General features: G+C 54.2%; 26 protein-coding genes, 1 tRNA gene and 1 pseudogene. 17 read left to right on the top strand and 11 right to left on the bottom strand.

Going from position 1 to position 24,617, the window contains the following annotated elements; genetic code table 11:
• Positions 1–45: 45 nt before the first annotated feature.
• Complete coding sequence (gene folB, locus HV127_RS03120; RefSeq protein ID WP_110273010.1) at positions 46–429, bottom strand: bifunctional dihydroneopterin aldolase/7,8-dihydroneopterin epimerase; 384 nt, start codon at positions 427–429, stop codon at positions 46–48.
• Between the two features lie 221 nt (positions 430–650).
• Between folB and plsY the strand changes: the two genes are divergently transcribed.
• Positions 651–1,271, top strand: coding sequence for a glycerol-3-phosphate 1-O-acyltransferase PlsY (plsY, locus tag HV127_RS03125; protein WP_182234981.1), 621 nt, complete (start codon positions 651–653; stop codon positions 1,269–1,271).
• A gap of 247 nt (positions 1,272–1,518) precedes the next feature.
• On the opposite strand, the pseudogene HV127_RS31655 reads toward plsY, so the two are convergent.
• Positions 1,519–1,599: pseudogene (locus HV127_RS31655) on the bottom strand (hypothetical protein); the annotation flags it as partial.
• Between HV127_RS31655 and HV127_RS03130 the strand changes: the two are divergent.
• From HV127_RS03130 to ureG, 7 genes are read left to right on the top strand one after another with little or no spacing between them, the layout of a single operon-like run.
• Entirely contained in the window at positions 1,571–2,395 is an 825-nt protein-coding gene (locus HV127_RS03130; RefSeq protein ID WP_182234982.1) for an urease accessory protein UreD, read from the top strand. The pseudogene HV127_RS31655 and the gene HV127_RS03130 sit on opposite strands and share 29 nt — an antisense overlap.
• Before the next feature lie 9 nt (positions 2,396–2,404).
• Positions 2,405–2,707 carry an urease subunit gamma gene (locus tag HV127_RS03135; RefSeq protein ID WP_110273008.1) on the top strand — a complete coding sequence of 101 codons (303 nt, stop codon included), beginning with the start codon at positions 2,405–2,407 and terminating at the stop codon, positions 2,705–2,707.
• Between the two features lie 10 nt (positions 2,708–2,717).
• Positions 2,718–3,038, top strand: a complete 321-nt coding sequence (locus tag HV127_RS03140) for an urease subunit beta (protein WP_181484820.1) — start codon at positions 2,718–2,720, stop codon at positions 3,036–3,038.
• On the top strand, positions 3,031–4,734 hold the full coding sequence (gene ureC / locus HV127_RS03145; protein WP_182234983.1) for an urease subunit alpha: 1,704 nt from the start codon (positions 3,031–3,033) through the stop codon (positions 4,732–4,734). Before HV127_RS03140 ends, ureC begins: the two co-directional genes overlap by 8 nt.
• Positions 4,735–4,743: 9 nt before the next feature.
• Positions 4,744–5,214, top strand: a complete 471-nt coding sequence (gene ureE / locus HV127_RS03150) for an urease accessory protein UreE (protein ID WP_181484818.1) — start codon at positions 4,744–4,746, stop codon at positions 5,212–5,214.
• Between the two features lies 1 nt (position 5,215).
• Complete coding sequence (locus HV127_RS03155) at positions 5,216–5,890, top strand: urease accessory protein UreF (RefSeq protein ID WP_182240545.1); 675 nt, start codon at positions 5,216–5,218, stop codon at positions 5,888–5,890.
• Between the two features lie 8 nt (positions 5,891–5,898).
• Positions 5,899–6,516 carry an urease accessory protein UreG gene (ureG, locus tag HV127_RS03160; protein WP_182234984.1) on the top strand — a complete coding sequence of 206 codons (618 nt, stop codon included), beginning with the start codon at positions 5,899–5,901 and terminating at the stop codon, positions 6,514–6,516.
• A 57-nt stretch (positions 6,517–6,573) separates the two neighbouring features.
• On the opposite strand, the gene tsaD is transcribed toward ureG, so the two are convergent.
• Entirely contained in the window at positions 6,574–7,587 is a 1,014-nt protein-coding gene (gene tsaD, locus HV127_RS03165; RefSeq protein WP_112213683.1) for a tRNA (adenosine(37)-N6)-threonylcarbamoyltransferase complex transferase subunit TsaD, read from the bottom strand.
• 362 nt (positions 7,588–7,949) lie between these two features.
• On the opposite strand from tsaD, the gene rpsU reads away from it, so the two are divergent.
• From rpsU to HV127_RS03185, 4 genes are all read left to right on the top strand, one after another.
• Positions 7,950–8,165, top strand: coding sequence for a 30S ribosomal protein S21 (gene rpsU, locus HV127_RS03170; RefSeq protein WP_001144069.1), 216 nt, complete (start codon positions 7,950–7,952; stop codon positions 8,163–8,165).
• A 111-nt stretch (positions 8,166–8,276) separates the two neighbouring features.
• Complete coding sequence (dnaG, locus tag HV127_RS03175) at positions 8,277–10,022, top strand: DNA primase (RefSeq protein WP_182234985.1); 1,746 nt, start codon at positions 8,277–8,279, stop codon at positions 10,020–10,022.
• Positions 10,023–10,171: 149 nt separating this feature from the next.
• A complete protein-coding gene (rpoD, locus tag HV127_RS03180) occupies positions 10,172–12,016 on the top strand; it encodes an RNA polymerase sigma factor RpoD (protein ID WP_110273000.1) in 1,845 nt (614 codons plus the stop codon).
• A 238-nt stretch (positions 12,017–12,254) separates the two neighbouring features.
• Positions 12,255–12,896, top strand: coding sequence for a TetR/AcrR family transcriptional regulator (locus HV127_RS03185; RefSeq protein ID WP_182234986.1), 642 nt, complete (start codon positions 12,255–12,257; stop codon positions 12,894–12,896).
• A gap of 137 nt (positions 12,897–13,033) precedes the next feature.
• Here the strand turns inward: HV127_RS03185 and mug are convergent, their stop codons facing one another.
• Positions 13,034–13,540 (bottom strand): G/U mismatch-specific DNA glycosylase, encoded by a 507-nt coding sequence (gene mug, locus HV127_RS03190; RefSeq protein ID WP_110272997.1) that lies wholly within the window; start codon positions 13,538–13,540, stop codon positions 13,034–13,036.
• Positions 13,541–13,664: 124 nt separating this feature from the next.
• On the opposite strand from mug, the gene HV127_RS03195 reads away from it, so the two are divergent.
• Positions 13,665–13,740, top strand: a tRNA-Ile gene (locus HV127_RS03195).
• A 182-nt stretch (positions 13,741–13,922) separates the two neighbouring features.
• Here the strand turns inward: HV127_RS03195 and HV127_RS03200 are convergent.
• The 6 genes from HV127_RS03200 to HV127_RS03225 form a co-directional block, all read right to left on the bottom strand.
• The gene (locus HV127_RS03200) at positions 13,923–14,222 is read right to left on the bottom strand and encodes a DUF1889 family protein (protein WP_182234987.1); all 300 of its coding nucleotides are present in this window, start codon (positions 14,220–14,222) and stop codon (positions 13,923–13,925) included.
• Between the two features lie 162 nt (positions 14,223–14,384).
• A complete protein-coding gene (locus tag HV127_RS03205; protein WP_182234988.1) occupies positions 14,385–15,182 on the bottom strand; it encodes an MIP/aquaporin family protein in 798 nt (265 codons plus the stop codon).
• 59 nt (positions 15,183–15,241) lie between these two features.
• Entirely contained in the window at positions 15,242–17,053 is a 1,812-nt protein-coding gene (locus HV127_RS03210; RefSeq protein ID WP_182234989.1) for a diol dehydratase reactivase subunit alpha, read from the bottom strand.
• Between the two features lie 10 nt (positions 17,054–17,063).
• Complete coding sequence (locus HV127_RS03215; protein ID WP_182234990.1) at positions 17,064–17,492, bottom strand: diol dehydratase small subunit; 429 nt, start codon at positions 17,490–17,492, stop codon at positions 17,064–17,066.
• Between the two features lie 2 nt (positions 17,493–17,494).
• Complete coding sequence (locus HV127_RS03220) at positions 17,495–18,079, bottom strand: propanediol/glycerol family dehydratase medium subunit (RefSeq protein ID WP_181484809.1); 585 nt, start codon at positions 18,077–18,079, stop codon at positions 17,495–17,497.
• An 11-nt stretch (positions 18,080–18,090) separates the two neighbouring features.
• A complete protein-coding gene (locus tag HV127_RS03225) occupies positions 18,091–19,758 on the bottom strand; it encodes a propanediol/glycerol family dehydratase large subunit (protein ID WP_182234991.1) in 1,668 nt (555 codons plus the stop codon).
• Between the two features lie 395 nt (positions 19,759–20,153).
• Between HV127_RS03225 and HV127_RS03230 the strand changes: the two genes are divergently transcribed.
• The 4 genes from HV127_RS03230 to HV127_RS03245 are packed head-to-tail and all read left to right on the top strand — an operon-like array spanning position 20,154 to position 22,672.
• Positions 20,154–20,582: a heme-binding protein gene (locus HV127_RS03230; protein ID WP_182234992.1), complete on the top strand. Its 429-nt coding sequence runs from the start codon at positions 20,154–20,156 to the stop codon at positions 20,580–20,582.
• 22 nt (positions 20,583–20,604) lie between these two features.
• Positions 20,605–21,768, top strand: coding sequence for a 1,3-propanediol dehydrogenase (dhaT, locus tag HV127_RS03235; RefSeq protein WP_182234993.1), 1,164 nt, complete (start codon positions 20,605–20,607; stop codon positions 21,766–21,768).
• Positions 21,769–21,787: 19 nt separating this feature from the next.
• A complete protein-coding gene (locus tag HV127_RS03240; protein WP_182234994.1) occupies positions 21,788–22,141 on the top strand; it encodes a glycerol dehydratase reactivase beta/small subunit family protein in 354 nt (117 codons plus the stop codon).
• The gene (locus HV127_RS03245) at positions 22,142–22,672 is read left to right on the top strand and encodes a cob(I)yrinic acid a,c-diamide adenosyltransferase (RefSeq protein ID WP_182234995.1); all 531 of its coding nucleotides are present in this window, start codon (positions 22,142–22,144) and stop codon (positions 22,670–22,672) included.
• Here HV127_RS03245 and dhaR read toward each other — a convergent pair.
• Positions 22,650–24,563 carry a dihydroxyacetone kinase operon transcriptional regulator DhaR gene (dhaR, locus tag HV127_RS03250; protein ID WP_228727448.1) on the bottom strand — a complete coding sequence of 638 codons (1,914 nt, stop codon included), beginning with the start codon at positions 24,561–24,563 and terminating at the stop codon, positions 22,650–22,652. The genes HV127_RS03245 and dhaR overlap by 23 nt on opposite strands.
• Positions 24,564–24,617 lie beyond the last annotated feature (54 nt).

Consider the following 24,617-nt stretch of genomic DNA (forward strand, 5'->3'; position numbering starts at 1 on the left):
AAATGAAAAAAACCAGGAACTATGACCGGTATAAACGCAATTTGTTTAACAAGTATGACCTGAAAAGTTTTGTTTCAGATTAAGGCCACGCTCAATAATGACGCCAACGTTCGTTGCCCGGGCCACCGCGCCAGGCTTGCTGACTTTAATACGTACCCATGGAGATTGGAACTTTTCCAGCAGCAGGTCGGCAATTTCTTCCGCCACGCGTTCGACAAGCGCAAAACGCGCGCCCTCAACGTGGTTAATCACCAGCTCGCTGATGTCAGCATAGCTGAGACAATCGCTGACATCATCACTGGCCGCCGCTTTGCGGTTATCCCACGCCATTTCGATATCGAACACCAGCTTCTGTTCGATGGTTTGTTCCCAGTCATAAACACCAATAGTGGTGATTACCGAAAGTTGCTCTATAAATACAATATCCATCACGACCTGCCTGCTTTTTGGCTAAACCGGATACCACTTCCGGCGAATTATGCGTATTATCCACAGATGCAAAGACATCCCCTAAATAATTTGCGTTGCGGGAAAGCAGCGACGCAGCGAGCCTTCGGGAACATAGCGCCACTATGCGTCCAGGCAAACCGACGCGCCGACTGCGCGAAAGGTGACGGGGATAAACCGACACTTTCAAAATGGAACAGCTGATGAGTGCAATCGCGCCTGGACTGGTTATCCTCGCCTACCTCTGCGGCTCAATCTCCAGCGCCATTCTGGTCTGCCGCCTCGCTGGCCTGCCCGATCCTCGCGATAACGGCTCCGGCAATCCCGGGGCGACCAACGTCCTGCGAATAGGCGGCAAGAGAGCAGCCGTAGCGGTGCTTATTTTTGACGTGCTGAAAGGCATGCTGCCGGTCTGGGGCGCTTGGGCATTGGGCCTGACCCCGTTCTGGCTTGGCCTGGTAGCGATTGCCGCCTGCGTGGGTCACATCTGGCCGGTATTCTTTAATTTTCGCGGCGGCAAAGGCGTGGCTACTGCTTTTGGTGCTATTGCCCCTATCGGCTGGGATCTCACCGGCGTGATGGCGGGGACCTGGCTGCTCACCATTCTGCTCAGCGGCTACTCTTCTCTCGGCGCCATCGTCAGCGCGCTTATCGCGCCGTTCTACGTATGGTGGTTTAAACCGCAATACACCTTCCCAGTGTCGATGCTTTCGTGCCTGATCCTGCTACGCCATCATGACAACATTCAGCGCCTGTGGCGTCGCCAGGAGACCCGAATCTGGACGCGGTTAAAAAAGAAGAAAAAAACGCCAGAGCAGAAGTAACCTTTGCATCACGTATCCAACGGCCGCAGCTCGAAGTATGGCGGTTATGAGACTGATGACAAACTTGATTTAGATATGGTGCTGTATTCTTGTCGGGTGGCGGCTGACGCCTTACCCGACCTACAAAACCATCAACATCATCAAGTTATGCACTCCCCGTAGGCCCGGTAAGGCGTCAGCAGCCAACGCAGCTGCGGCTCGAAGTATGACGGGCATAAGCTTTTCATATGACCGTGATGCTTAGCCCCCGATCAATACTCATCCCTGCTGTTTTATCTTGATTTTGCAGGGGCGCGACATTGCACGGCACCGTGTTACCACAGACCAAAAAAGGCTGGCAGGCCGCGCTGGACCTGCAGTTTCAATTTCTCGGCGGGAAAACAACGCTCGCCTCCCGTCGTCATGTCGGTCCCCTCACCGTTCAACGCCCTTTTTATCCTGAAGAAGAGACCTGCCACCTCTATTTACTCCATCCCCCCGGCGGCATCGTCGGCGGCGATGAACTGACCATTAGCGTCACCATGGAGCCTGGTTGCCATACGTTGATCACCATGCCCGGCGCCAGTAAGTTTTATCGCAGCAGCGGCGCTCAGGCACAGCTTGAGCAAACCCTGGCGCTGGCCGAAAACGCAACACTCGAATGGCTGCCGCAGGACGCGATCTTCTTTCCCGGCGCTAACGCCTCTTTGCATACCGCGTTTCACCTCACCGCCTCCAGCACGCTGCTGGCCTGGGACCTACTGTGTCTTGGCCGCCCGGTGATTGGTGAAGCCTTTAGCCACGGCGCGATAACCAATCGGCTGGAAGTGTGGATCGACGGCTCCCCGAAGTTGATTGAGCGCCTGAGTCTGGCCGACGGACAACTGGCAAGCGTCGCTGAGCAGCCGTGGGTCGGAACTCTGCTGTTCTACCCGGCGAACGAAACGCTGCTGGACGGCGTGCGTGAAAAGCTTATTCCACTGGCTAATTACGCCGGAGCCACGCTTATCGATGGCCTGATGACGGTCCGCTTTTTAAGTGACGATAATCTGCTTTGCCAGCGGGCAATGCGCGACATCTGGCAATTTATGCGCCCGCATCTGACCGGTAAATCTCCGCTACTTCCCCGAATCTGGCTGACCTAAGAGAATGCTATGGAACTAACCCCCAGAGAAAAAGACAAGCTGTTGCTGTTTACCGCCGCGCTGGTGGCAGAGCGTCGTCTGGCCCGCGGTCTGAAGCTCAACTACCCCGAATCCGTGGCCCTGATCAGCGCCTTTATTATGGAAGGCGCGCGCGATGGTCAAAGCGTCGCGGCGCTAATGGAAGACGGACGTCACGTCCTGAGCCGCGATCAGGTCATGGAAGGCGTGCCGGAAATGATCCCCGACATCCAGGTTGAGGCCACCTTTCCGGACGGCTCGAAGCTGGTCACCGTCCATAACCCGATAATCTGAGGCAGCCACGATGATCCCAGGAGAGTATCAGGTAAAGCCCGGTCAGATAGCCATTAACGTTGGCCGCGCGACCTGCCGCATTACCGTTGAGAATCATGGCGACCGACCGATTCAGGTGGGATCGCATTACCACTTCGCCGAAGTTAACCCAGCGCTGAAGTTCGATCGTCAACAGGCCACCGGTTATCGTCTGAATATCGCCGCCGGAACCGCGGTGCGCTTCGAACCGGGGCAAAAACGCGAGGTGGAGCTGGTGGCGCTTGCCGGAACCCGCGCGGTGTATGGTTTTCGCGGCGAGGTCATGGGCAATCTGGAGGCTAGCGATGAGTGAGATTTCGCGTCAGGCCTGGGCCGATATGTTCGGCCCCACCACCGGCGACAAAGTGCGCCTGGCGGACACCGAGTTGTGGATCGAGGTTGAAGACGATCTCACTACCTACGGCGAAGAGGTCAAATTTGGCGGTGGCAAAGTGATCCGCGACGGTATGGGCCAGGGGCAGATGCTTGCCGCCGAATGCGTGGATCTGGTGCTGACCAACGCGCTGATTATCGATTACTGGGGGATCATCAAAGCCGATATCGGCGTCAAAGACGGGCGGATCTTCGCGATCGGAAAAGCAGGGAATCCGGACATTCAACCCAACGTCACGATCCCTATCGGCGCGGCGACGGAAATTATTGCTGCGGAAGGTAAGATCGTCACCGCAGGCGGCGTCGACACCCATATTCACTGGATCTGCCCGCAGCAGGCGGAAGAGGCGCTGGTCTCCGGCGTCACCACGATGATCGGCGGCGGTACCGGTCCGGCGGCGGGAACTAACGCCACAACCTGTACGCCGGGGCCGTGGTACATCTCGCGAATGCTACAGGCGGCAGACAGTCTGCCGGTCAATATCGGCCTGCTGGGCAAAGGCAACGGCTCGAATCCGGATGCGCTGCGTGAGCAGGTTGCAGCGGGAGTTATTGGCCTGAAAATTCACGAAGACTGGGGCGCGACGCCGGCGGCAATCAACTGCGCGCTGACCGTAGCCGACGAGATGGATGTTCAGGTCGCGTTGCACAGCGACACCCTCAATGAGTCAGGCTTCGTGGAAGATACCCTGGCGGCTATTGGCGGGCGCACTATCCACACTTTCCATACCGAAGGCGCGGGCGGCGGCCATGCGCCGGATATTATTACCGCCTGCGCGCATCCCAATATTCTGCCGTCGTCGACCAATCCGACGCTGCCCTATACCGTCAACACCATTGACGAGCATCTGGACATGCTGATGGTTTGCCATCACCTCGACCCGGATATCGCCGAGGACGTGGCGTTTGCCGAATCGCGTATTCGTCGGGAAACCATCGCCGCAGAAGACGTCCTGCACGACCTCGGCGCGTTCTCCCTCACCTCGTCCGATTCGCAGGCCATGGGCCGCGTCGGCGAAGTGATTTTGCGTACCTGGCAGGTGGCGCACCGCATGAAAGTCCAGCGCGGCCCGTTAGCGGAAGAGAACGGGGATAACGATAACTACCGCGTGAAGCGCTATATCGCCAAGTACACCATTAACCCGGCGCTGACCCACGGCATCGCCCATGAAGTCGGTTCGATTGAAGCGGGCAAACTGGCGGATCTGGTGCTGTGGTCCCCGGCGTTCTTCGGCGTGAAACCGGCGACAGTGGTCAAAGGCGGCATGATCGCCATCGCGCCGATGGGGGATATCAACGCTTCCATCCCGACGCCACAGCCGGTGCACTATCGCCCAATGTTCGGCGCGCTGGGTAGCGCTCGTCACCACTGCCGTTTGACCTTCCTGTCGCAGGCGGCGGCGAAAAACGGCGTCGCTGAAAAGCTGAACCTGCACAGCATGACGGCAGTAGCGAAAGGCTGCCGCACAGTACAAAAAACCGATATGCGCCACAACGGACTGCTGCCCAATATTACCGTTGATTCGCAAACCTACGAGGTGCGTATCGACGGCGAACTGATCACCAGCGAACCGGCGGACGTACTACCAATGGCGCAACGTTATTTCCTGTTTTAAGGAGTGAAAATGCTTTATTTGACCCAACGCGTGGACGCTCCGGCACAGGCCACTGCCAGCGTCACGCTGCCGATTGATGTGCGGGTGAAAAGCCGTATTAAAGTCACGCTTAATGATGGCCGCCAGGCGGGCCTGCTGTTGCCGCGCGGCCTGCTGCTGCGCGGCGGCGATATTCTTAGCAACGAAAACGGCAGCGAATTTATCAAGGTGATCGCCGCCGATGAAGCCGTTTCAGTGGTGCGTTGCGATGACCCCTTTGTGCTGGCAAAAGCCTGCTATCACCTTGGAAACCGCCATGTGCCGCTGCAAATCATGCCCGGCGAGCTACGCTACCATCATGATCACGTGCTGGACGATATGCTGCGCCAGTTTGGTCTGGCCGTTGATTTCGCTCACCTGCCGTTTGAACCGGAAGCCGGAGCTTACGCCAGCGAGTCGCACGGCCATCACCACCACCACGATCATGGACACAGCCACTAACATGCCGACGCCGGAAAAACGTCTGCGGCTAATGCAGCTTGCCAGCAGCAGTCTGCCGGTCGGCGGCTATAGCTGGTCTCAAGGGCTGGAGTGGGCGGTGGAAGCAGGCTGGGTGCCGGATACTGCCGCCTTTGAGCGCTGGCAGCTGCGGCAGATGGAACAGAGCTTTTTTACCGTCGACCTGCCGCTGTTCGCCCGGCTTTATCATGCCTGCGAAGCGAGCGATCTGACCGCAGCGCAGCGCTTGACGGCTTATCTGCTCGCCTGCCGGGAAACTCGTGAGCTGCGTGATGAAGAGCGCAATCGCGGTGCAGCCTTCACCCGCCTGCTCGCCGACTGGCAACCGGACTGCCCGCCCGAATGGCGCAAACTGTGTCAGCAAAGCCAACTTACCGGCATGGCATGGCTCGGCGTGCGCTGGCAAATCGCCATCCCCGACCTGGCTCTTAGCCTCGGCTATAGCTGGATTGAGAGCGCGGTGATGGCAGGCGTCAAGTTAGTGCCTTTTGGCCAGCAGGCCGCCCAGCAGCTGATTCTGCGCCTATGCGACCGCTACGCGGCGGATATGGACAGTGCCCTGGCCGCGCCAGACAGCGCTATCGGCTCGGCCACGCCGCTTGCCGCCATCGCCTCCGCCCGGCATGAAACCCAATATTCCCGACTATTCCGTTCTTAGGAGAAGGTATGAACACGATTAAGCAACCGCTGCGCGTCGGCGTCGGCGGCCCGGTCGGCTCCGGTAAAACCGCGCTGCTGGAAGCGCTTTGCAAAGCGATGCGCGACACTTATCAGTTAGCGGTGGTGACCAACGACATCTATACCAAAGAGGATCAACGGATCCTCACCGAAGCCGGAGCCCTGGAGCCCGAGCGGATTGTCGGCGTTGAAACCGGCGGCTGCCCGCACACTGCTATTCGTGAAGATGCATCGATGAACCTCGCCGCAGTGGAAGCCCTGAGCGAAAAATTCGGCAACCTCGATCTTATCTTCGTGGAAAGTGGCGGCGATAACCTGAGCGCCACCTTCAGCCCGGAGCTAGCGGACCTTACCCTCTACGTGATCGACGTCGCGGAAGGAGAGAAGATCCCGCGCAAAGGCGGGCCGGGGATCACCAAATCTGACTTTCTGGTGATCAATAAAACCGATCTCGCACCTTATGTGGGCGCGTCTCTGGAAGTGATGGAGCGCGATACCATGCGCATGCGCGGCGAGCGTCCGTGGACGTTTACCAATTTAAAAGCTGGTGACGGCCTGGCGAAGATCATTGCTTTTCTGGAAGAGAAAGGGATGTTGCGGGTGTAGTTTATTGCCCGCTGGCACTTCGTTTGCCGGGCCTACAAAACCGTAGGCCCGGCAAAATTACGCTGCCGGTAACTCCGCCAGCGGCCAGCGAGGACGGACGGTCACGCCGAGCTCGGCTTTCGCGCCGGAGTGCAGGCGAACCATACCCGCGTAGGCAATCATCGCACCGTTATCGGTGCAGAACTCAGGGCGAGCGTAGAACACCTCCCCCCCGCGTTTTTTCATCATCTCCGCCAGCTTCGCGCGCAGCGTACGGTTAGCGCTGACGCCCCCCGCCATCACCAGACGCTTAAAACCGGTTTGATCCAACGCACGACGGCACTTGATCATCAATGTATCCACCACTGCATCTTCAAAAGCACGGGCAATATCAGCGCGGGTTTGATCGTCATTGTCGTTGCTGCGAATGGTGTTCGCGGCAAAGGTTTTCAGGCCAGAGAAGCTAAAATCCAGTCCCGGACGGTCGGTCATGGGGCGAGGAAAGACAAAACGTCCTTCGGTACCCTGCGAGGCCATCTTCGACAGCATCGGGCCGCCAGGATAATCAAGCCCCAGCAGTTTAGCGGTCTTATCGAAAGCTTCACCCGCCGCATCGTCAATCGACTCGCCCAGCAGTTCATATTGACCGATGCCGGTAACGCTAATCAGCTGTGTGTGGCCGCCGGAGACCAGCAGCGCAACAAACGGATATTGCGGCGGATTGTCTTCCAGCATCGGCGCCAGCAGATGCCCTTCCATATGATGCACCGGGATCGCCGGAACGTTCCATGCAAACGCCAGCGAACGTCCGACGGTTGCGCCTACCAGCAGTGCGCCAACCAGACCCGGGCCTGCGGTATACGCGACGGCATCAATATCTTTTGCCGTCAGCCTCGCTTCTTTTAGCGCAGCCTGGATCAGCGGCACGGTTTTACGCACGTGATCGCGGGAAGCCAGTTCGGGCACAACGCCACCGTAATCAGCGTGTAATTTCACCTGACTATACAGTTGGTTGGCTAACAGACCTTTTTCGTCGTCGTAAATGGCGATGCCGGTTTCATCGCAGGATGTTTCAATACCCAGTACACGCATGACTTGTTTTACCTCATTTCAATACCGCGCAGTGTAGGACCAATGCCGGTTGATGTATACCCTAAGAATTTCAGGCCGCAGGAAGGCGGCGACGCAGCGCATCCCCCGGAGCGTACGGAAAGTACGTGACTGGGGTAAGCGAGAAAAGCCAACGCCCCTGCGGGCTGAAAGACGACGGGTATAAAACTTTCCTCCCCCCTGGCGTTCACTTCGTGTATACTCCCTGTCCTTATAAAAGTCCCTTTCAAAATCGCATCGGTGCTTTACAAAGCAGCAGCAATTGCAGTAAAATTCCGCACCATTTTGAAATAAGCTGGCGTTGATGCCAGCGGCAAACCGAATTTATTAAAGGTGAGAGTTACATGCCGGTAATTAAAGTACGTGAAAACGAGCCGTTCGACGTAGCACTGCGTCGCTTCAAACGTTCATGCGAAAAAGCAGGTGTTCTGGCGGAAGTTCGTCGTCGTGAGTTCTATGAAAAACCGACTACCGAACGTAAACGCGCTAAAGCTTCTGCTGTGAAACGTCACGCGAAGAAACTGGCTCGCGAAAACGCACGCCGCACTCGTCTGTACTAATCTATTGAGGGCTCAGCTCTCAATTCAGACCGAGTTGTAGTTGTAAGGCCGTGCTTCCGAAAGGAATGCGCGGCTTATTTTCGTTTATAGTCATCAAAAAAACAGGGGCTTATGGCTGGACGAATTCCTCGCGTTTTTATTAATGACCTGCTGGCGCGTACCGATATCGTCGATCTGATCGATGCACGGGTAAAGCTGAAAAAGCAGGGCAAGAATTATCACGCGTGCTGTCCGTTCCATAACGAAAAAACCCCCTCTTTCACCGTCAACGGTGAAAAACAGTTTTATCACTGCTTTGGCTGCGGTGCGCACGGCAACGCTGTCGACTTCCTGATGAACTACGACAAGCTCGAGTTCGTGGAAACGGTCGAAGAGCTTGCCGCCATGCACAATCTCGAAGTGCCGTATGAAGCAGGTAATGGACCCAGCCAAATTGAGCGCCATCAGCGGCAGAATCTTTATCAGTTGATGGATGGTCTGAACACGTTTTATCAACAGTCTCTGATGCAACCCGCCGCTGACCCCGCGCGCCAGTATCTGGCACAACGTGGTTTAAGCAGCGAGGTGATTACGCGCTTTGCGATTGGTTATGCCCCTCCCGGTTGGGACAACGTCTTAAAACGTTTTGGCGGCAATCAAGAAAATCGTCAGTCGCTAATTGATGCAGGCATGCTGGTCACCAACGATAAGGGACGCAGCTACGACCGCTTCCGCGAACGGGTGATGTTCCCCATCCGCGATAAGCGAGGCCGGGTGATTGGTTTTGGTGGTCGCGTGCTGGGCGATGCCTTGCCGAAGTACCTGAACTCCCCGGAAACCGATATTTTCCATAAAGGCCGCCAGCTGTACGGCCTTTATGAAGCGCAGCAGGATAACGCTGAACCGTCTCGTCTGCTGGTGGTCGAAGGTTATATGGACGTGGTTGCGCTGGCACAGTTCGATATTAACTACGCTGTCGCGTCGTTAGGTACGTCGACGACCGCTGACCATATTCAGCTGTTGTTCCGGGTTACCAATCAGGTCGTTTGCTGTTACGACGGCGACCGGGCAGGCCGCGATGCCGCCTGGCGAGCGCTGGAAACGGCGCTGCCGTATATGACCGACGGACGCCAGCTGCGTTTCATGTTTCTGCCGGATGGCGAAGACCCGGATACGCTAGTGCGTAAAGAGGGAAAAGCCGCATTTGAAGCGCGGATGGAGCAGGCTCAGCCGCTCTCCACGTTTTTGTTCAACAGCCTGCTGCCGCAGGTAGACTTGAGCACTCCGGACGGGCGCGCACAGCTAAGCACTTTAGCGCTGCCGCTGATAACCCAGGTGCCGGGTGAAACGCTGCGCATTTATCTGCGCCAGGAGTTAGGTAACAAGCTGGGGATTTTAGATGATGCGCAGCTTGAACGTTTAATGCCAAAACAGTCCGAAAATGGCCCGCAACGCCCTGCTCCGCAGCTAAAACGCACGACCATGCGTATACTTATAGGATTGCTGGTGCAAAACCCGGATCTGGCCCCGCGAGTACCGCCTTTAGAAGGGCTGGACCCAAGTAAAATGCCCGGACTTGGTTTATTTAACGAACTGGTCAAAACGTGTTTATCTCAGCCAGGACTGACCACCGGGCAACTTTTAGAGCAGTATCGCGGCAAAAATGAAGCCGTGACCCTTGAAAAACTGTCGACGTGGGACGATATAGCAGATAAAGATATCGCTGAAAAAACCTTCACCGACTCGCTCAACCATATGTTTGATTCACTGCTTGAGCTGCGACAGGAAGAGCTGATAGCTCGCGATCGCACACACGGTTTAAGCAGTGAGGAACGCCGGGAACTCTGGACTATCAGTCAGGAACTGGCAAAAAAATGAATTTAACGGCTTAACTGCCGAATACCGTTCGGGAAGACCCCGACAGCCGCTCGAGGCGCAGCGGCAATAATATAAGTACGCCCTCGCTTTAAATGTTGGCAGCTCGTCTGCTTACACCAATCAAACGAATTAAGTGTGGATACCGTCTTATGGAGCAAAACCCGCAGTCACAGCTGAAGCTTCTTGTCCAACGTGGTAAGGAGCAAGGCTATCTGACCTATGCCGAGGTCAATGACCATCTGCCGGAAGATATCGTCGACTCCGACCAGATCGAAGACATCATCCAAATGATCAACGATATGGGCATTCAGGTGATGGAAGAAGCACCGGATGCCGATGATCTGCTGCTTGCTGAAAATAGCAACAATACCGACGAAGATGCGGAAGAGGCTGCTGCACAGGTTCTCTCCAGCGTTGAATCTGAAATCGGCCGTACAACTGACCCGGTGCGCATGTACATGCGCGAGATGGGTACCGTCGAACTGCTGACGCGTGAAGGCGAAATCGACATCGCCAAACGTATCGAAGATGGGATTAACCAGGTTCAGTGCTCCGTTGCTGAATACCCGGAAGCAATTACCTATCTGCTGGAACAGTACGATCGCGTTGAAGCAGAAGAAGCGCGTCTGTCCGATCTCATCACCGGATTCGTCGATCCGAACGCCGAAGAAGAGATGGCGCCAACGGCGACGCACGTCGGTTCTGAACTCTCTCAAGAAGAAAGGGATGACGACGAAGACGAAGATGAAGAAGAAGACGACGACAGCAGCGATGACGACAACAGCATCGACCCTGAGTTGGCACGCGCGAAATTCGGTGAGCTGCGTACACAGTACGAACTAACCCGCGATACCATCAAAGCGAAAGGTCGTAGCCACGCCGCAGCGCAGGAAGAAATTCTCAAACTGTCAGAAGTTTTCAAACAGTTCCGTCTGGTACCGAAGCAATTTGATTACCTGGTCGGCAGCATGCGTAGCATGATGGACCGCGTTCGTACACAAGAACGCATCATCATGAAACTGTGCGTTGAACAGTGCAAAATGCCGAAGAAAAACTTCATCACTCTGTTCACTGGCAACGAAACCAGCGAAACCTGGTTCAATGCGGCCATCGCCATGAACAAACCGTGGTCAGAGAAGCTGCTTGACGTTAAAGACGACGTTCAGCGCAGCTTGATGAAACTGCAGCAGATCGAACAAGAAACTGGCCTGACCATTGAGCAGGTCAAAGACATCAACCGTCGTATGTCTATCGGTGAAGCGAAAGCCCGCCGTGCGAAGAAAGAGATGGTTGAAGCGAACTTGCGTCTGGTTATCTCTATCGCCAAGAAATACACCAACCGTGGTCTGCAGTTCCTCGATCTGATTCAGGAAGGCAACATCGGTCTGATGAAAGCGGTAGATAAGTTTGAATACCGTCGCGGTTACAAGTTCTCCACCTACGCAACCTGGTGGATCCGTCAGGCAATCACCCGCTCTATCGCGGACCAGGCGCGCACCATTCGTATTCCGGTGCATATGATTGAGACTATCAACAAGCTCAACCGTATTTCACGCCAGATGCTGCAAGAAATGGGTCGCGAGCCGACGCCAGAAGAACTGGCCGAGCGCATGCTGATGCCGGAAGATAAAATTCGTAAAGTGCTCAAAATTGCCAAAGAGCCTATCTCCATGGAAACGCCGATTGGCGACGATGAAGATTCGCATCTGGGCGATTTCATCGAGGATAACACCCTCGAACTGCCGCTGGACTCTGCCACCACTGAGAGCCTGCGCGCCGCCACTCACGACGTTCTGGCAGGCCTCACCGCCCGTGAAGCGAAAGTCCTGCGTATGCGTTTTGGTATTGATATGAATACCGACCACACGCTGGAAGAAGTGGGTAAACAGTTTGACGTTACCCGCGAACGTATCCGTCAGATCGAAGCGAAGGCGCTGCGTAAACTGCGTCATCCAAGCCGCTCTGAAGTACTGCGTAGCTTCCTCGACGATTAATTATCGCCACGCTCGTCAAAAAGCCAGTCAAATGACTGGCTTTTTTATTACTTAATCAAAATCATTCCCCCGAAAAATATAAAAATACAATAAATAAATATTTCAATATATATATGAGTCATATTCCGATTAATTGTCCAATAAAAGCAAACAACTGGACTCAAAGTTTTTCTTTTGTACTATCAGTTCATATATAGCATTTAATGCTCAGTACAGAAAAATATTACAAGGAAAAGTAATGAGAAGTCATCGTAAGATTCAGCTGGCTGATTTTAATCGCATGGCTATCTTAACGGCGGCGAACACGCTCTTTCTGAGCCGTGGAGTAGAAAGCACAAGGATGGACGAAATTGCAGAGGGTGCAGGGTTTAGTAAGACAACGCTTTATACCTATTTCGAGAGTAAGCAAGACATTCTGGATCATCTTATTCTCGATGGAATGGTATGTTTTCACCAACAAATAAAACTCATTGCTAGCCGACAGAATCCATTCCGCGAATTTTATCATGCGTTTTGTCAGGCACTAATTGATATCCATGATGACGGTATTATCTATTTCCAGGGCATGACAGGAAAAATTGGCTGTTCCGTAAAAGAAACCGACGATAGAAAAGTGCTGATGGATATTTATCTGATCGGGGAAGAGATAAATCAGATTATCGCCGCACAAATCTCCAGAGCAGTTGAACAAAAAGAACTTACGTTAAACGCCCCCATCACGGATGTGATCATGCTGTTCTGGCTTTGTCTTACCGGGCTGGTGGAGAAATCATCCAGTAAAGAAGAGTATCTTGTTCGTCACCTTGAGAAAGACCGGGTGGCTTTTCTGAACTTTGCTTTTGAATCTTTACTACTGATGATAGAAAAAAGGAGCGAGTAAATGATAAAGAAAATTTTGCCCGGCCTACTGATATGCATCGTGGCTATCTCTGCATATTCTGATAATTGACTCTTTCCTCACATCGCCCCCGATAAACGCGAATCCGAAACTCATCTGGAATCACTACCGGAAGTACATTAAAGCCCTCGCGTCGCCAGCGCATCATCAAGCTCCCGGTAGGCTTCGACCAGTTTATCCAGCGTCGCGCGGTTGAGGCCGCTGGGATTTGGCAACACCCATACCTCCGTCGCGCCGATAGTCACCTGCTGCTTGCCCCAGCGTGCACCGCGGGCCTGAAACGCTTTCTCAAAGGCCTGTTTGCCGAGAATCGCCAGCGCGCGCGGCTGATACTCTTCCATCTTTCTGACCAGCTCCCGCCCACCGCTGCGCAGCTCCAGCAGCTCAACCTCACTGGCCTGCACCGTCGGGCGCTCAACTAACATGGTGATCCCGCAGCGGGTATCCAGCAGCTGTAGCTCCTCCTCAGGCTTCAGAAGGCGGTCAGTAAACCCGGCCTGATGAATCACCTTCCAGAAGCGATTGCCTGGATGAGCAAAGTGGAAACCGGTATGGGCAGAAGACTTCCCGGGATTGATACCGCAAAAGACCACCCGCAGGTCCGGCGCCAAAATATCGTTAATCATGTTTTCCCCAGCTCAATAACCAAAAGCTAATTATAAAGGATTGAAAATACATTGTTTATAAAAACAGCAGCCGTGCGTTTTAGGCTGGATTGCGGGCATCAGTTACTTTATAATCCCTCGCCACGGCCCCTTAGCTCAGTGGTTAGAGCAGGCGACTCATAATCGCTTGGTCGCTGGTTCAAGTCCAGCAGGGGCCACCAAATATCAAGGACTTGCGAGAAATCGCGAGTCCTTTTTTTATGGATAACATCCAGGATGTCGTCGCCCGGTATGCGCCAGTATTCAGGAGAGATTGGATCGTGAATGGAAAAAATGGTAACGCTGATTGACGCCTTCACCTCAAGGGTGAAAGCGTCGGGTTAGAATTTTTTGACCGACTAGCTCACACAAGTTCCTGGAGCTGCTCGCGCATATAAGAAGAGAAGTACTCAGGATTTTTGATAACGATACGGTTACCAGATGCGATTTTTTCCGCCCATCCGGCCACTTTATTCGTAAACTCGGGATTCCACCCCTCCTTTTCGCCGCGCGCCATCACGTCAGCTACGCTCGCCGGAGTCCCCAACTCATTCAAATACTTTAAAATTCCCTTCGCCGTACTTTCATCCATTGAATGCGGCACTGATGCCGATGTGTTCATACCACCAATGAAATCTAATGCTTTATCAATGACTGTTGGCATGCTCTTATCCTTAAAATTAACCGCGTAAAAGACACCTTTCTAATATGACCCCAAGTCAGCCGGGATATCAAAGGGAACGTTGCCTTTATTTGATTCAGACCTCAGTCAAACGCTTGCGTGGTGCTTTTATGCGCTAATAACGATGTGGAATTCATCCTCAGGTTACGAGTTACATTCACACGGCAAGTGACGACCAATCAGCTTACGGTATAAAAAAGCCCCGATGTTGGCTCCTACAACCGGCGCCAACAGCGGCACCAGAAAATAAGGTATCGTTCGCCCACCAGTAAACGCAATCTCACCCCAACCTGCCAAGCAGGCAAAAATCTTCGGGCCAAAATCACGAGCTGGATTAAGGGCGAAGCCGGTCAGTGGCCCCATCGACGCGCCAATTACCGCAATCAACAAGCCAATCAGCAGCGGTGCCAGTGGGCCTCGCGGGATGCCGTTACCGTCATCCGTTAATGCCATAATCATCGCCATCAGGATCGCAGCAATAGTGGTTTCAATGGCAAAAGCCTGCGCGAAGGTAATATGTGAATTCGGGTAGGTTGAAAATACGCCAGCCAGATTAAGGCTCTCCACACTACCGCGTACAACATGCTGCGCCAGCTCAGTATCAAGAAAGAGGTTTTGATACAATCCGTAGACCAACGCTGCCGCACAGAACGCCCCAGCCATCTGCGCCATAATAAACGGTACAACCTTACGCCGTTCAAAACAGGCGAACAGCCACAGCGCAATGGTAACCGCCGGATTCAGATGCGCCCCGGAAACGCCTGCGGTCAGATAGATAGCCATCGCCACGCCAAGTCCCCAGATAATACTGATCTCCCACTGACCGAAACTGGCCCCCGCCACTCTCAGCCCGGCAACGCAGCCTGCGCCAAAGAAGACAAGTAAACCGGTACCGAGAAACTCCGCAATGCACTGCCCGCGTAAGGTTGATGTCTGGCTCATAGTCGGATCCTGAATAAAAAAGATAAAATAATGAGTATGTTATCTGCTATTTTGAATAACTAACCCGCTTCCCCGGATAACACCAGCCCGGTCGCTACGGCATTTCGCGGCCCTTCCGTCCCACGAATATTGCCCTGCCCGGCAACAACGCCGTAATGCGCCAACGCTTCAGTGATCATCTGTGGAATTTCAAAATCCAGCGATGAACCACCGACCAGCACCACAAAGGTAATATCGCGAATGGAACCACCAGGCGAGACCTGACGCAACGCACGCAGGCAGTTCGTCACAAAGACCTTCTCCTTTGCCTGCCGACGCACCAGGCGAATTTTCTCCAGCGAAGTCTGGTTATCGATAGGGATCGGTTCGCCATCTTTGAGATACATAACTTTGGCAAATACCGACGGGCTCAGCGGTTCGCGAAAGAACTCCACCGCACCGTTTTCATGACGAATACTGAACAGGCTCTCCACTTTTGCCAGCGGATATTTTTTAATCTCTTCTGCCAGAAACGGATCGCTCAGACCTAGCTCCGTTTTAATCAGCAGGCTGACCATATTCCCCGCCCCGGCCAGATGAATAGCTTTCACCGTTCCTTCACTATTGATAATGGCGGCATCGGTAGAACCTGCGCCTAAATCAAGGATCGCCAGCGGTGCAGCGCAACCTGGCGTCGTCAGCGCCCCAGCCACTGCCATGTTGGCTTCCACACCCCCCACTTCAACAGCTGTATTCAGCCGCATGCTCAGTTCACTGGCGATCGTTTGCATCTGTAGTCGATCGGATTTCACCATCGCCGCAATACCGACGGCGTTTTCCATCGAATATTCCCCGGCGATACCGCCCAGCACTTTGCGAGGAATAAAGGTATCGACAGCTAGCAGATCCTGGATATGTATCGTGCTCATGTTGTGCCCACTCAGTGAGGCCATCACCTTACGTACGCGCTCCAGCATACCGCCCGCGTGGGTACCGGCTTCACCGCGAATATCGCGAACAGGCGCACAGGTGTTCATCGCCTGCATAATGGCCTGCGCCCCTTTCGCCACATCGGCTTCACCACTGCGCTTTTCTCCGCTGATAAAGATCCTTCCCGCTGGGATCGTTCTCGATTGCACATCGCCCTGCGGGGTTTTCAGTACCACGGCAGAGCGGTTGCCGATCAGCGCTCTTGCGATCGGGACGATCGTCTGGGTTTCCTCCGGCGTCAGGGCAAAGAAGGTGGCGATGCCATAGGGATTCGACAGCACCCGAACAACCTGCCCCGGGGCCGCAACTTCCACCGCCGCCTGTACGCCCTCCGGAACCTTCTCCAGCAACGTCACTTCATCGATCACCGGCAACGTTCTGCGCAGACGATTATTGACCAGCACGCCATCGTCCTTTTTCAGGATCGCCGCTACCACGTTGACGCCGCGATCCAGCGCCTCATTCAACAACCAGACCGCTTCAAGAAAATCCATCTCTTCGCCAATCAGCGGGATCCAGCCCTGCGTAAACCGATCGCTGCTCAACGACGCCAGTTTATCTATGCCGATCGTGGTTCCCACTCCGACGCCAATACCACCTGGCGTTTGCGGGTTATGACCAATCATTGTCGATTCAGTAATGATGGTTTCGGTGATTGTTTCCATGGCAACATCGCCAATCACTGGCGCAGCTTCATTGATGCAGATTTTCACCACGTCCTTAAGAGACCAGGTCGTTTTATCCAGCGCCTGCTGCAGGGAGGCTATCACCCCGGCAATATTGTCCCGCGTGCCTTTCATGCCTGTGGTGGCGACAATCCCGCTGGCGATAAACCGGCCATGCTGCGCCAACGCCACTTCCGTGGTGGCGTTGCCGATATCAATCCCTGCAATTAACGGCATACCCCCTCCGTCACTGGCTGCCTTTACGCAGCTTATTTCTCTGCTGATAAACCTCTGCCGACTCGCGAACAAACCCGGCATTCACTATGGCGTGCCAGGTGTGCTCCAACTCATCAGCAATGGCCAATAGTTCTGCAACAGAAGAACGGAACGGACGCAACGCGTTGTAGATCTCCAGAATGCGGGCATCCGGAATAGCAATCAGCTCTGCCGCGCGCCGGAAATTACGTGCCACAGCATGGCGCTGCATCTGCTCAGCTATCTGCGCCTGATACTCCAGCGTTTGCTGAGAAATACGTACATCCTGCGGTCCCACGCGTCCCGCAAGCACATTTTCAAGGGTAATATCGGTTAACGGCTTCCCGGTTGGGGTCTGGATTTTCTCCGGGCAGCGGGTCGCTAACGGGTAATCCTGAGCGGTCATAATGTTGTCGTTCATCCTTATTCCCTTACTAATGCAATGTGCAGCGTGACGGGCGCGGCATCCTGCACCACGTGTTTGGTTTCTTTAATATGAAACAGCGCAGCCTTAGCCATAAACTTCGGCCGCACCATCTGGTCATTCACCACCGGTACCGGCGAGGGCGACTCTTTACGTGCGTAGCGCGCAGCGTTCTTACCAATCTGCCGATAGATTTCCAGCGTCAGCAGCGGGGCCTGAGAGAACAACTCAAGGTTGCTCAGTGGCAGTAAATCACGCTGATGAATAACCGTAGTTCCTTTCGACTGAATACCAATGCCAATACCGGAACCGCTAAGGTTCGCCGCATCCCAGGCCATAAAGGAGACATCCGAGGTGCGCAGAATTCTCACCACTCGCGCATGCAGCCCCTCCTCTTCAATCCCGGCGACCAGTTCTTTCAGGATCGCTTCATGCGGCATATCAATCAGCGTTTTATGCTGATACTTATCAAAAGCCGGACCGACGCCGATCACCACTTCATCCGCGCGATCGTCGGCTTTTGCCGCCTCTCCTTCGCTAACCTGCAAAGTGAAAACAGGTTTACGTTCAGTTGTACATTCCACTGTGTACCGCCTTATTCAATCGAGCCTGGTTGTACCACGCCCGCGATATTTTTAATTTCCTCCCAACGTTCGGCAGAGATGCGATAGCCGGTGCCAGGTCCCTGATAATCATTGATATCATTGACGGCGCTAACCACTTCAAACTGGCGATCCAGAATGGCGGAGGTTTGCAGGTAATCGCCGGTCACACGCTGCCTTAGCATGTTAAGAATGTTGCTGGCGATATCTTCGAAGCCGTTACTACTTAATGCGCTGACGATATCCAGCCCGGTGATATTGCGCTTCATCATCTCTTCCACGGCGGCCAGATCCTCCACTACGTTGCGCGCGGGCATATCTTTGCTGCCGTGGGCATAGGTGGCGGCGTCTACTTCCTCATCGCTAATCAGCGGCAGGCCCAGTTCGCGGAATACCGCCTGAATGGCGCGCGCAGCCTTATTGCGGATAGCGATGGTTTCCTCTTCAGTTACCGGACGCAGGCCACCGTCGACCATCAGATCGCGTTGCAAAATGTTGTAATCATCGAAGTCTTCGGCATCGAAGTTCGACCCGGCAAACATGTTGTCGTAGTTCGGCACGGCGCTATAGCCGGAGAAGATAAAGTCGGTGCCGGGCAGCATCTGCATCAGCGTGCGGGCGGTGCGGCGAATATCGGAATGTGAGAAGGTTTGATCATTGGCTGAGGCCACTTCGAGGTCGAGCATCGAGGCTATCAGGTTTTCCGCCAGTACCGCACGGATCCCCGACGGCACCGCGCCGGTCATCCCGATACAGCTGACCGCACCGTTTTGCAGCCCCTGCACCCCCGCGCCTTTGGTGATAAAGATGCAGCGTGACTCCAGGTACAGCATCGATTTACTTTCTGAATAGCCCATCAGCGCCTCCGAGCCAGTGCCAGAGGTGTAGCGCATTTTCAGCCCGCGGGAAGCATAGGCCGAGGCGAGAAAGGCTTTCGACCACGGCGTGTCATCGCCATCGGTAAACACCGACTCCGTACCGTATACCGACACCGTTTCGGCATAGCTGGTTAATCCACGCATTCCCAGTTCCAGCTCGGTGGCTTCTTCGACGGAACATTGCGTGAGCACACCAGGGCGGCCGCACTGGGAGCCGACCAGCAGCGCCAGAGCGTTAAACGGCGCATAGCGGGCGATACCGACTGTGGTTTCCTGCTCAGAAAATCCGCGGATCCCGGCTTCGGCGGCATCCGCAGCAATCTGCACCGGGTTATCTTTCAGATTAGTGACGTGACACTGGTTGGAAGGAGTGCGTCTGGCGCGCATTTTTTGCAGCGCCATCATCATTTCCACCACGTTCATTTTCGCCATCACCTCCACCGCTTTCGCCGGGGTAATGGCGGTGGTAATGGCAATAATCTCTTCCCGGCTAACGTGGATATCCACCAGCATTCGGGCGATTTCCAGCGCGTCGAGCTGCATGGCGCGTTCGGTTTCCGCAACGTTAATCGCGTAGTCGGCAATAAAGCGGTCAATCATGTCAAACTGTTCGCGGCTCTTGCCGTCCAGCTCAACAATCCGACCGTTTTTTACCTTCACCGACGACGCCGGATCGTATGGACTTTCCATGGCGATCAGCCCCTCTTCCGGCCATTCACCAATAAGCCCATCCTGATTGACTGCTCGCTGGGCAAGGACTTCGAATCGTTTTGATCTTCTCATAGCTCGTTGACTCAAAAGATAAATAATAGGAACGCCGGGCAATACCGCAGGAGGTATTAAACTCTCCTGAGATAGTGTGAATCAGCAATAGCGGAACTTTAAATGAGCAGAATAATAAAAAAATAAAATTAATTACGTTCCAGTTTGATACAAAATAAAACTTGAGAGTTTCATTATGAAACGTAAATTTAGAGCAGTCACAACGAAATGTGACCAGGTTAAATGATCATTATCAATAAACATCTGACACCAAGAATAAACTGACTACTGACACTTTTTTCGCACTATTGACTTAATAACCTACAGCGCGAGAATAAAGAAAAACCAACGATAAAATAATGTCTGAAGCGTGATATTTTTCGCGACCTCAGCCCTATACCTTGACAGGAGATATTGTGAATAAGAGTCAACAAATCGCCACTATCACGCTAGCGGCAGCAAAGAAAATGGCGCTAACCGTCGAGGCTAAAGCGCTTGAAATCAACGTCCCGGTGGTCTTTTCCGTGGTGGATCACGGCGGAAACACGCTGCTGATGCAACGCATGGACGACGCGTTTGTCACCAGCTGTGATATTTCACTTAATAAAGCTTATACCGCCTGCTGCCTGCGAAAGGGCACTCATGAAATTACTGATGCAGTACAGCCAGGTGCTTCACTCTATGGTTTACAGCTAACTAACCAACAGCGAATCGTTATTTTTGGCGGCGGTTTGCCTGTCATATTTAACGGTGAACTAATCGGTGCTGTTGGCGTAAGCGGTGGTACCGTTGAACAGGACAAGCTATTAGCTGAAACTGCACTGAGTTGTTTCTCTGAATTATAATTCAAATCTAAGAAGGTATATTATGAGCTATCGTATGTTTGATTACCTGGTGCCAAACGTGAATTTTTTTGGCCCCAATGCCGTTTCCGTGGTTGGCGAGCGCTGCAAACTGCTGGGCGGGAAAAAAGCGTTGCTGGTGACCGATAAAGGCCTGCGGTCAATTAAAGACGGTGCGGTAGATAAAACGCTCGAACATCTGCGTGAAGCGGGTATTGAGGTGGTTGTTTTTGATGGCGTCGAGCCAAATCCAAAAGATACCAACGTGCGCGACGGTCTGGAGGTTTTTCGTAGAGAGCAGTGCGATATTATCGTCACCGTCGGCGGCGGCAGTCCGCATGACTGTGGTAAAGGGATTGGCATCGCGGCTACTCACGAAGGCGAGCTTTACAACTACGCAGGTATTGAAACCCTGACCAACCCGCTGCCGCCGATCGTGGCGGTGAATACCACCGCTGGTACCGCCAGCGAAGTCACCCGCCACTGCGTGTTGACCAATACCAAAACAAAAGTGAAATTCGTCATTGTCAGCTGGCGTAACCTGCCGTCGGTCTCCATTAATGACCCGCTGCTAATGCTCGGCAAACCAGCACCGCTGACTGCCGCTACCGGAATGGATGCCCTGACCCATGCCGTGGAGGCCTATATTTCCAAAGATGCCAACCCGGTGACCGATGCCGCAGCAATCCAGGCGATTCGCCTAATCGCCCGTAACTTACGCCAGGCGGTGGCGCTGGGCAGCAATCTGAAAGCCCGCGAGAACATGGCCTACGCCTCTCTACTGGCGGGTATGGCCTTCAACAACGCCAACCTCGGCTATGTTCACGCCATGGCACACCAGCTCGGCGGCCTGTACGACATGCCACATGGGGTAGCGAACGCCGTTCTGCTACCCCACGTTGCGCGCTATAACCTGATTGCCAACCCGGAAAAATTTGCTGATATCGCCGGATTTATGGGGGAAAACACTGACGGACTGTCAACGATGGACGCTGCTGAACAGGCCATTCGCGCCATCGCCCGCCTCTCTGCCGATATCGGTATTCCGCAGCATCTGAAAGAACTGGGCGTGAAAGAGGCCGATTTCCCTTACATGGCGGAAATGGCGCTGAAAGACGGCAATGCGTTCTCTAACCCGCGCAAGGGTAATGAGAAAGAGATCGCCGAAATCTTCCGCCAGGCTTTCTGATAAATAAAGGGGGGACGCAATGTCACTTTCATCACCGAGCGTACATCTGTTTTATCACTCATGCTGGCAGGATACCCGTGAGCTTGATGAGCTATGCTGGGGGCTGGAGGAACAAGGCGTCCCGTGCCGGGCTATCTGTTACGACGGGAATGATTGCGCGCTGGCGTTAAGTAAACTGGCAGCCAAAAGTTCGACGCTGCGCGTTGGTCTCGGCCTCAACGCAACGGGTGATATTGCCTTAACGCATGCCCAGTTGCCCGAGGTTCGGGCGCTGGTCCGCGGACATATTGCCGGCGGAATCGGGCAAATCCGCACGCTCGGCGTCAATGCCGGTCAACTGGTCAAAGTGCTTCCCTTCAGCGAGATAAAATAAATGTACCGCATCTATACCCGAACCGGCGATAAAGGTACCACCGCGCTGTTTGGCGGCAGCCGTATCGACAAAGACGACATTCGCGTTAACGCCTACGGCACGGTGGATGAACTGATTTCACAGCTTGGCGTCTGCTATGCCAGCACGCACCAGGTAGAATTACGCCAGGATCTGCACGCCATACAGAAGATGCTGTTTGTGCTGGGCGCGGAACTCGCCAGCGATGAGAAAGGTCTCGCTCGCTTAACGCAGACGATTAATACCGAGGATATTCAGTCTCTTGAGAAGATAATTGACCGCAATATGGCGCAAAGCGGCCCGCTCAAAGAGTTTGTCATCCCGGGGAAAAACCTGGCGTCCGCGCAGCTGCACGTCGCGCGAACGCTGGCGCGTCGGCTGGAGCGTATTCTGACGGCGGCGGGCAGAACGCTTGCCGTGCGCGATGATCTCAAGCGCTACATCAACCGCTTGTCCGATGCGCTCTTCTCGATGGCCAGAATCGAAGAAACTACTCCAGATGCTTGCGCTTAAACTGGCTGGCATCAATATCGTACTGTTTCATCTTGCGCCATAGCGTGGTGCGGCCAATATTCAGTAGCTGCGACATCTCCTGCACCCGTCCGCTAGTTACGCGAGCGGCATGGATAATCGCCTCTTTCTCGATAGCGCTAAAGGTCAGGCTGGCGGGTAATAGCGACGAACTGACATCGGTGCCGTGGCGCTCGGCAAACAGATATTCCGGCAGATTGCTCAGGCGGATATGGCCGTTTTCGCTGCTGATAGCAATGTTCTCGATAATGCTGTTCAGTTCAAAATCATTGCCCGGCCAGGAGTAGGCTACCAACTGCGCCAGAGCATCGTCGTCCACCTTCAGGCGCGATGAAAACCGTTTTTCCAGGCTCTTCAGGCGATTATGCACTAACGATGGAATACTGTTGCGCCGTGCCCGCAGCGGCGGAATGACAATCTCAAACGAATGCAGCGCGTAGTAAAGCTGGCGGCTAAAGCGGTTTTGCTCTACCAGATTGGCAAGGTCAACGGTGGTGGTGGCGATGACTTTAACGTCCACCGGGATCAGCCGGCGGGCATCCAGGCGGGTTAACACACCCTGCTTGATAACCTGCAACAGCGCGGATTGCAGCTCCGGTGCCAGATATTCGATTTTTTCCAGAAACAGCGTCCCGCCGTTGGCCAGCTCAAGACGGCTAAGACGCCCGTTTTCATCGTCCGTCGGCGCGCTACCCATAAAATCCTGACCCAATACGCTGTCGGCATACAGCTGGCAGTTGACCGCGATATACGGTCCACCGCCCCGCTCGCTCTCATTATGAATCGCTTGGCTGAGCAGCTCTTTACCCACACCTTCTTCACCACACAGCAGCACCGGAAAAGCGCCGCGCGCCGCCTGGCGGCCAAAGTGAATCAGCCGTCGTGTTTCCGGATCGTCCGCCGACATCTGTTCAAAGGTATGGCTCACTTTGCCAAGCTGGCTGGTCATTAGCTGGCGCATCTGCTCAACCGGATGCAGCAGCAAAATAAAGCTGTTGCCCTGCTCTTCAACAATCGGTTTGAGGGTGATTACCGCATCAATAAACTGATGCTGACTCTCAAAGGTGACTTCAACGTGATTCAGCCCGCGCGCGTGCTTAATTGCCCGACGCAGCAGAGCCGGAAGCGTCACCAGGTCATTGATATTTTTCCCCTGGCTGGCCTGCGCATCGAGGTGTAACAGCGTTGCGGCCTGCACGTTAAGAAACTGCAAAACGCCCTGCTCGTTCCAGGCCATCACCCCATCATCCATGCTCTCCAGCAGACCATACATCTGGTTAAGATGGCGGTTCGACTCGGCCAGCAGGCTATCGGTGAGCAGAGAGTTACCGACTTCCCGCGCGATCGCGAGGGTCAGGGACAAATCCGACGTGGCCTGCTCTTCAATCTGGCAACACAGCGAAATGGAGCCAAACAGGCGTCCATGGTTATCAAACACCGGCGTGGAGCTGAACGACCAACCATGCAGAACCTGCTTAAAATGCTGATCGCCAGAGGTCTTCACCGGCTGTCCGAGCATTGAGGCCAGCGAGAGCGCACAGCTGCCGATAATGCTTTCTGCACAGTAACTGCCGTCGAGAAACCCCAGTTCCGCCAGTTGGGCGATAGTCTGCGGATCGCCGCAGCGGCTGAGAATACAGGCGGACTCATCGAGAATAAATAACGCGCAGGGACGGCTATCCATAAACTCCCAGGCATCTTCCAGCGCCGCCTGACCAATTGTCAGCAGCGCGGTCTTGCGCCGGCAAATCGATTCAAAGGTCAGTCCCTGCGCCTGATGCGGCGCCTGCCAGGTTTCCCGCTGCATAAACTTGCTGCAACGATGCCATGACTGAGTTATCACCGAAGGAAAGCGTTGAGTCTGCGCCGTCATATCCATTTCCGCTGTATTAAAAACGACAAACCCTTCGACGGAAACCGCCGAAGG

The sequence above is a fragment of the Klebsiella sp. RHBSTW-00215 genome (assembly GCF_014103785.1).
Classification (GTDB): domain Bacteria; phylum Pseudomonadota; class Gammaproteobacteria; order Enterobacterales; family Enterobacteriaceae; genus Klebsiella.

Coding starts and splice junctions, on each gene's coding strand:
- folB (WP_110273010.1), bottom strand. CDS start 429: ATGGATATTGTATTTATAGAGCAACTTTCGGTAATCACCACTATTGGT.
- plsY (WP_182234981.1), top strand. CDS start 651: ATGAGTGCAATCGCGCCTGGACTGGTTATCCTCGCCTACCTCTGCGGC.
- HV127_RS03135 (WP_110273008.1), top strand. CDS start 2,405: ATGGAACTAACCCCCAGAGAAAAAGACAAGCTGTTGCTGTTTACCGCC.
- HV127_RS03140 (WP_181484820.1), top strand. CDS start 2,718: ATGATCCCAGGAGAGTATCAGGTAAAGCCCGGTCAGATAGCCATTAAC.
- ureC (WP_182234983.1), top strand. CDS start 3,031: ATGAGTGAGATTTCGCGTCAGGCCTGGGCCGATATGTTCGGCCCCACC.
- ureE (WP_181484818.1), top strand. CDS start 4,744: ATGCTTTATTTGACCCAACGCGTGGACGCTCCGGCACAGGCCACTGCC.
- HV127_RS03155 (WP_182240545.1), top strand. CDS start 5,216: ATGCCGACGCCGGAAAAACGTCTGCGGCTAATGCAGCTTGCCAGCAGC.
- ureG (WP_182234984.1), top strand. CDS start 5,899: ATGAACACGATTAAGCAACCGCTGCGCGTCGGCGTCGGCGGCCCGGTC.
- tsaD (WP_112213683.1), bottom strand. CDS start 7,587: ATGCGTGTACTGGGTATTGAAACATCCTGCGATGAAACCGGCATCGCC.
- rpsU (WP_001144069.1), top strand. CDS start 7,950: ATGCCGGTAATTAAAGTACGTGAAAACGAGCCGTTCGACGTAGCACTG.
- dnaG (WP_182234985.1), top strand. CDS start 8,277: ATGGCTGGACGAATTCCTCGCGTTTTTATTAATGACCTGCTGGCGCGT.
- rpoD (WP_110273000.1), top strand. CDS start 10,172: ATGGAGCAAAACCCGCAGTCACAGCTGAAGCTTCTTGTCCAACGTGGT.
- HV127_RS03185 (WP_182234986.1), top strand. CDS start 12,255: ATGAGAAGTCATCGTAAGATTCAGCTGGCTGATTTTAATCGCATGGCT.
- mug (WP_110272997.1), bottom strand. CDS start 13,540: ATGATTAACGATATTTTGGCGCCGGACCTGCGGGTGGTCTTTTGCGGT.
- HV127_RS03200 (WP_182234987.1), bottom strand. CDS start 14,222: ATGCCAACAGTCATTGATAAAGCATTAGATTTCATTGGTGGTATGAAC.
- HV127_RS03205 (WP_182234988.1), bottom strand. CDS start 15,182: ATGAGCCAGACATCAACCTTACGCGGGCAGTGCATTGCGGAGTTTCTC.
- HV127_RS03210 (WP_182234989.1), bottom strand. CDS start 17,053: ATGCCGTTAATTGCAGGGATTGATATCGGCAACGCCACCACGGAAGTG.
- HV127_RS03215 (WP_182234990.1), bottom strand. CDS start 17,492: ATGAACGACAACATTATGACCGCTCAGGATTACCCGTTAGCGACCCGC.
- HV127_RS03225 (WP_182234991.1), bottom strand. CDS start 19,758: ATGAGAAGATCAAAACGATTCGAAGTCCTTGCCCAGCGAGCAGTCAAT.
- dhaT (WP_182234993.1), top strand. CDS start 20,605: ATGAGCTATCGTATGTTTGATTACCTGGTGCCAAACGTGAATTTTTTT.
- HV127_RS03240 (WP_182234994.1), top strand. CDS start 21,788: ATGTCACTTTCATCACCGAGCGTACATCTGTTTTATCACTCATGCTGG.
- HV127_RS03245 (WP_182234995.1), top strand. CDS start 22,142: ATGTACCGCATCTATACCCGAACCGGCGATAAAGGTACCACCGCGCTG.
- dhaR (WP_228727448.1), bottom strand. CDS start 24,563: ATGACGGCGCAGACTCAACGCTTTCCTTCGGTGATAACTCAGTCATGG.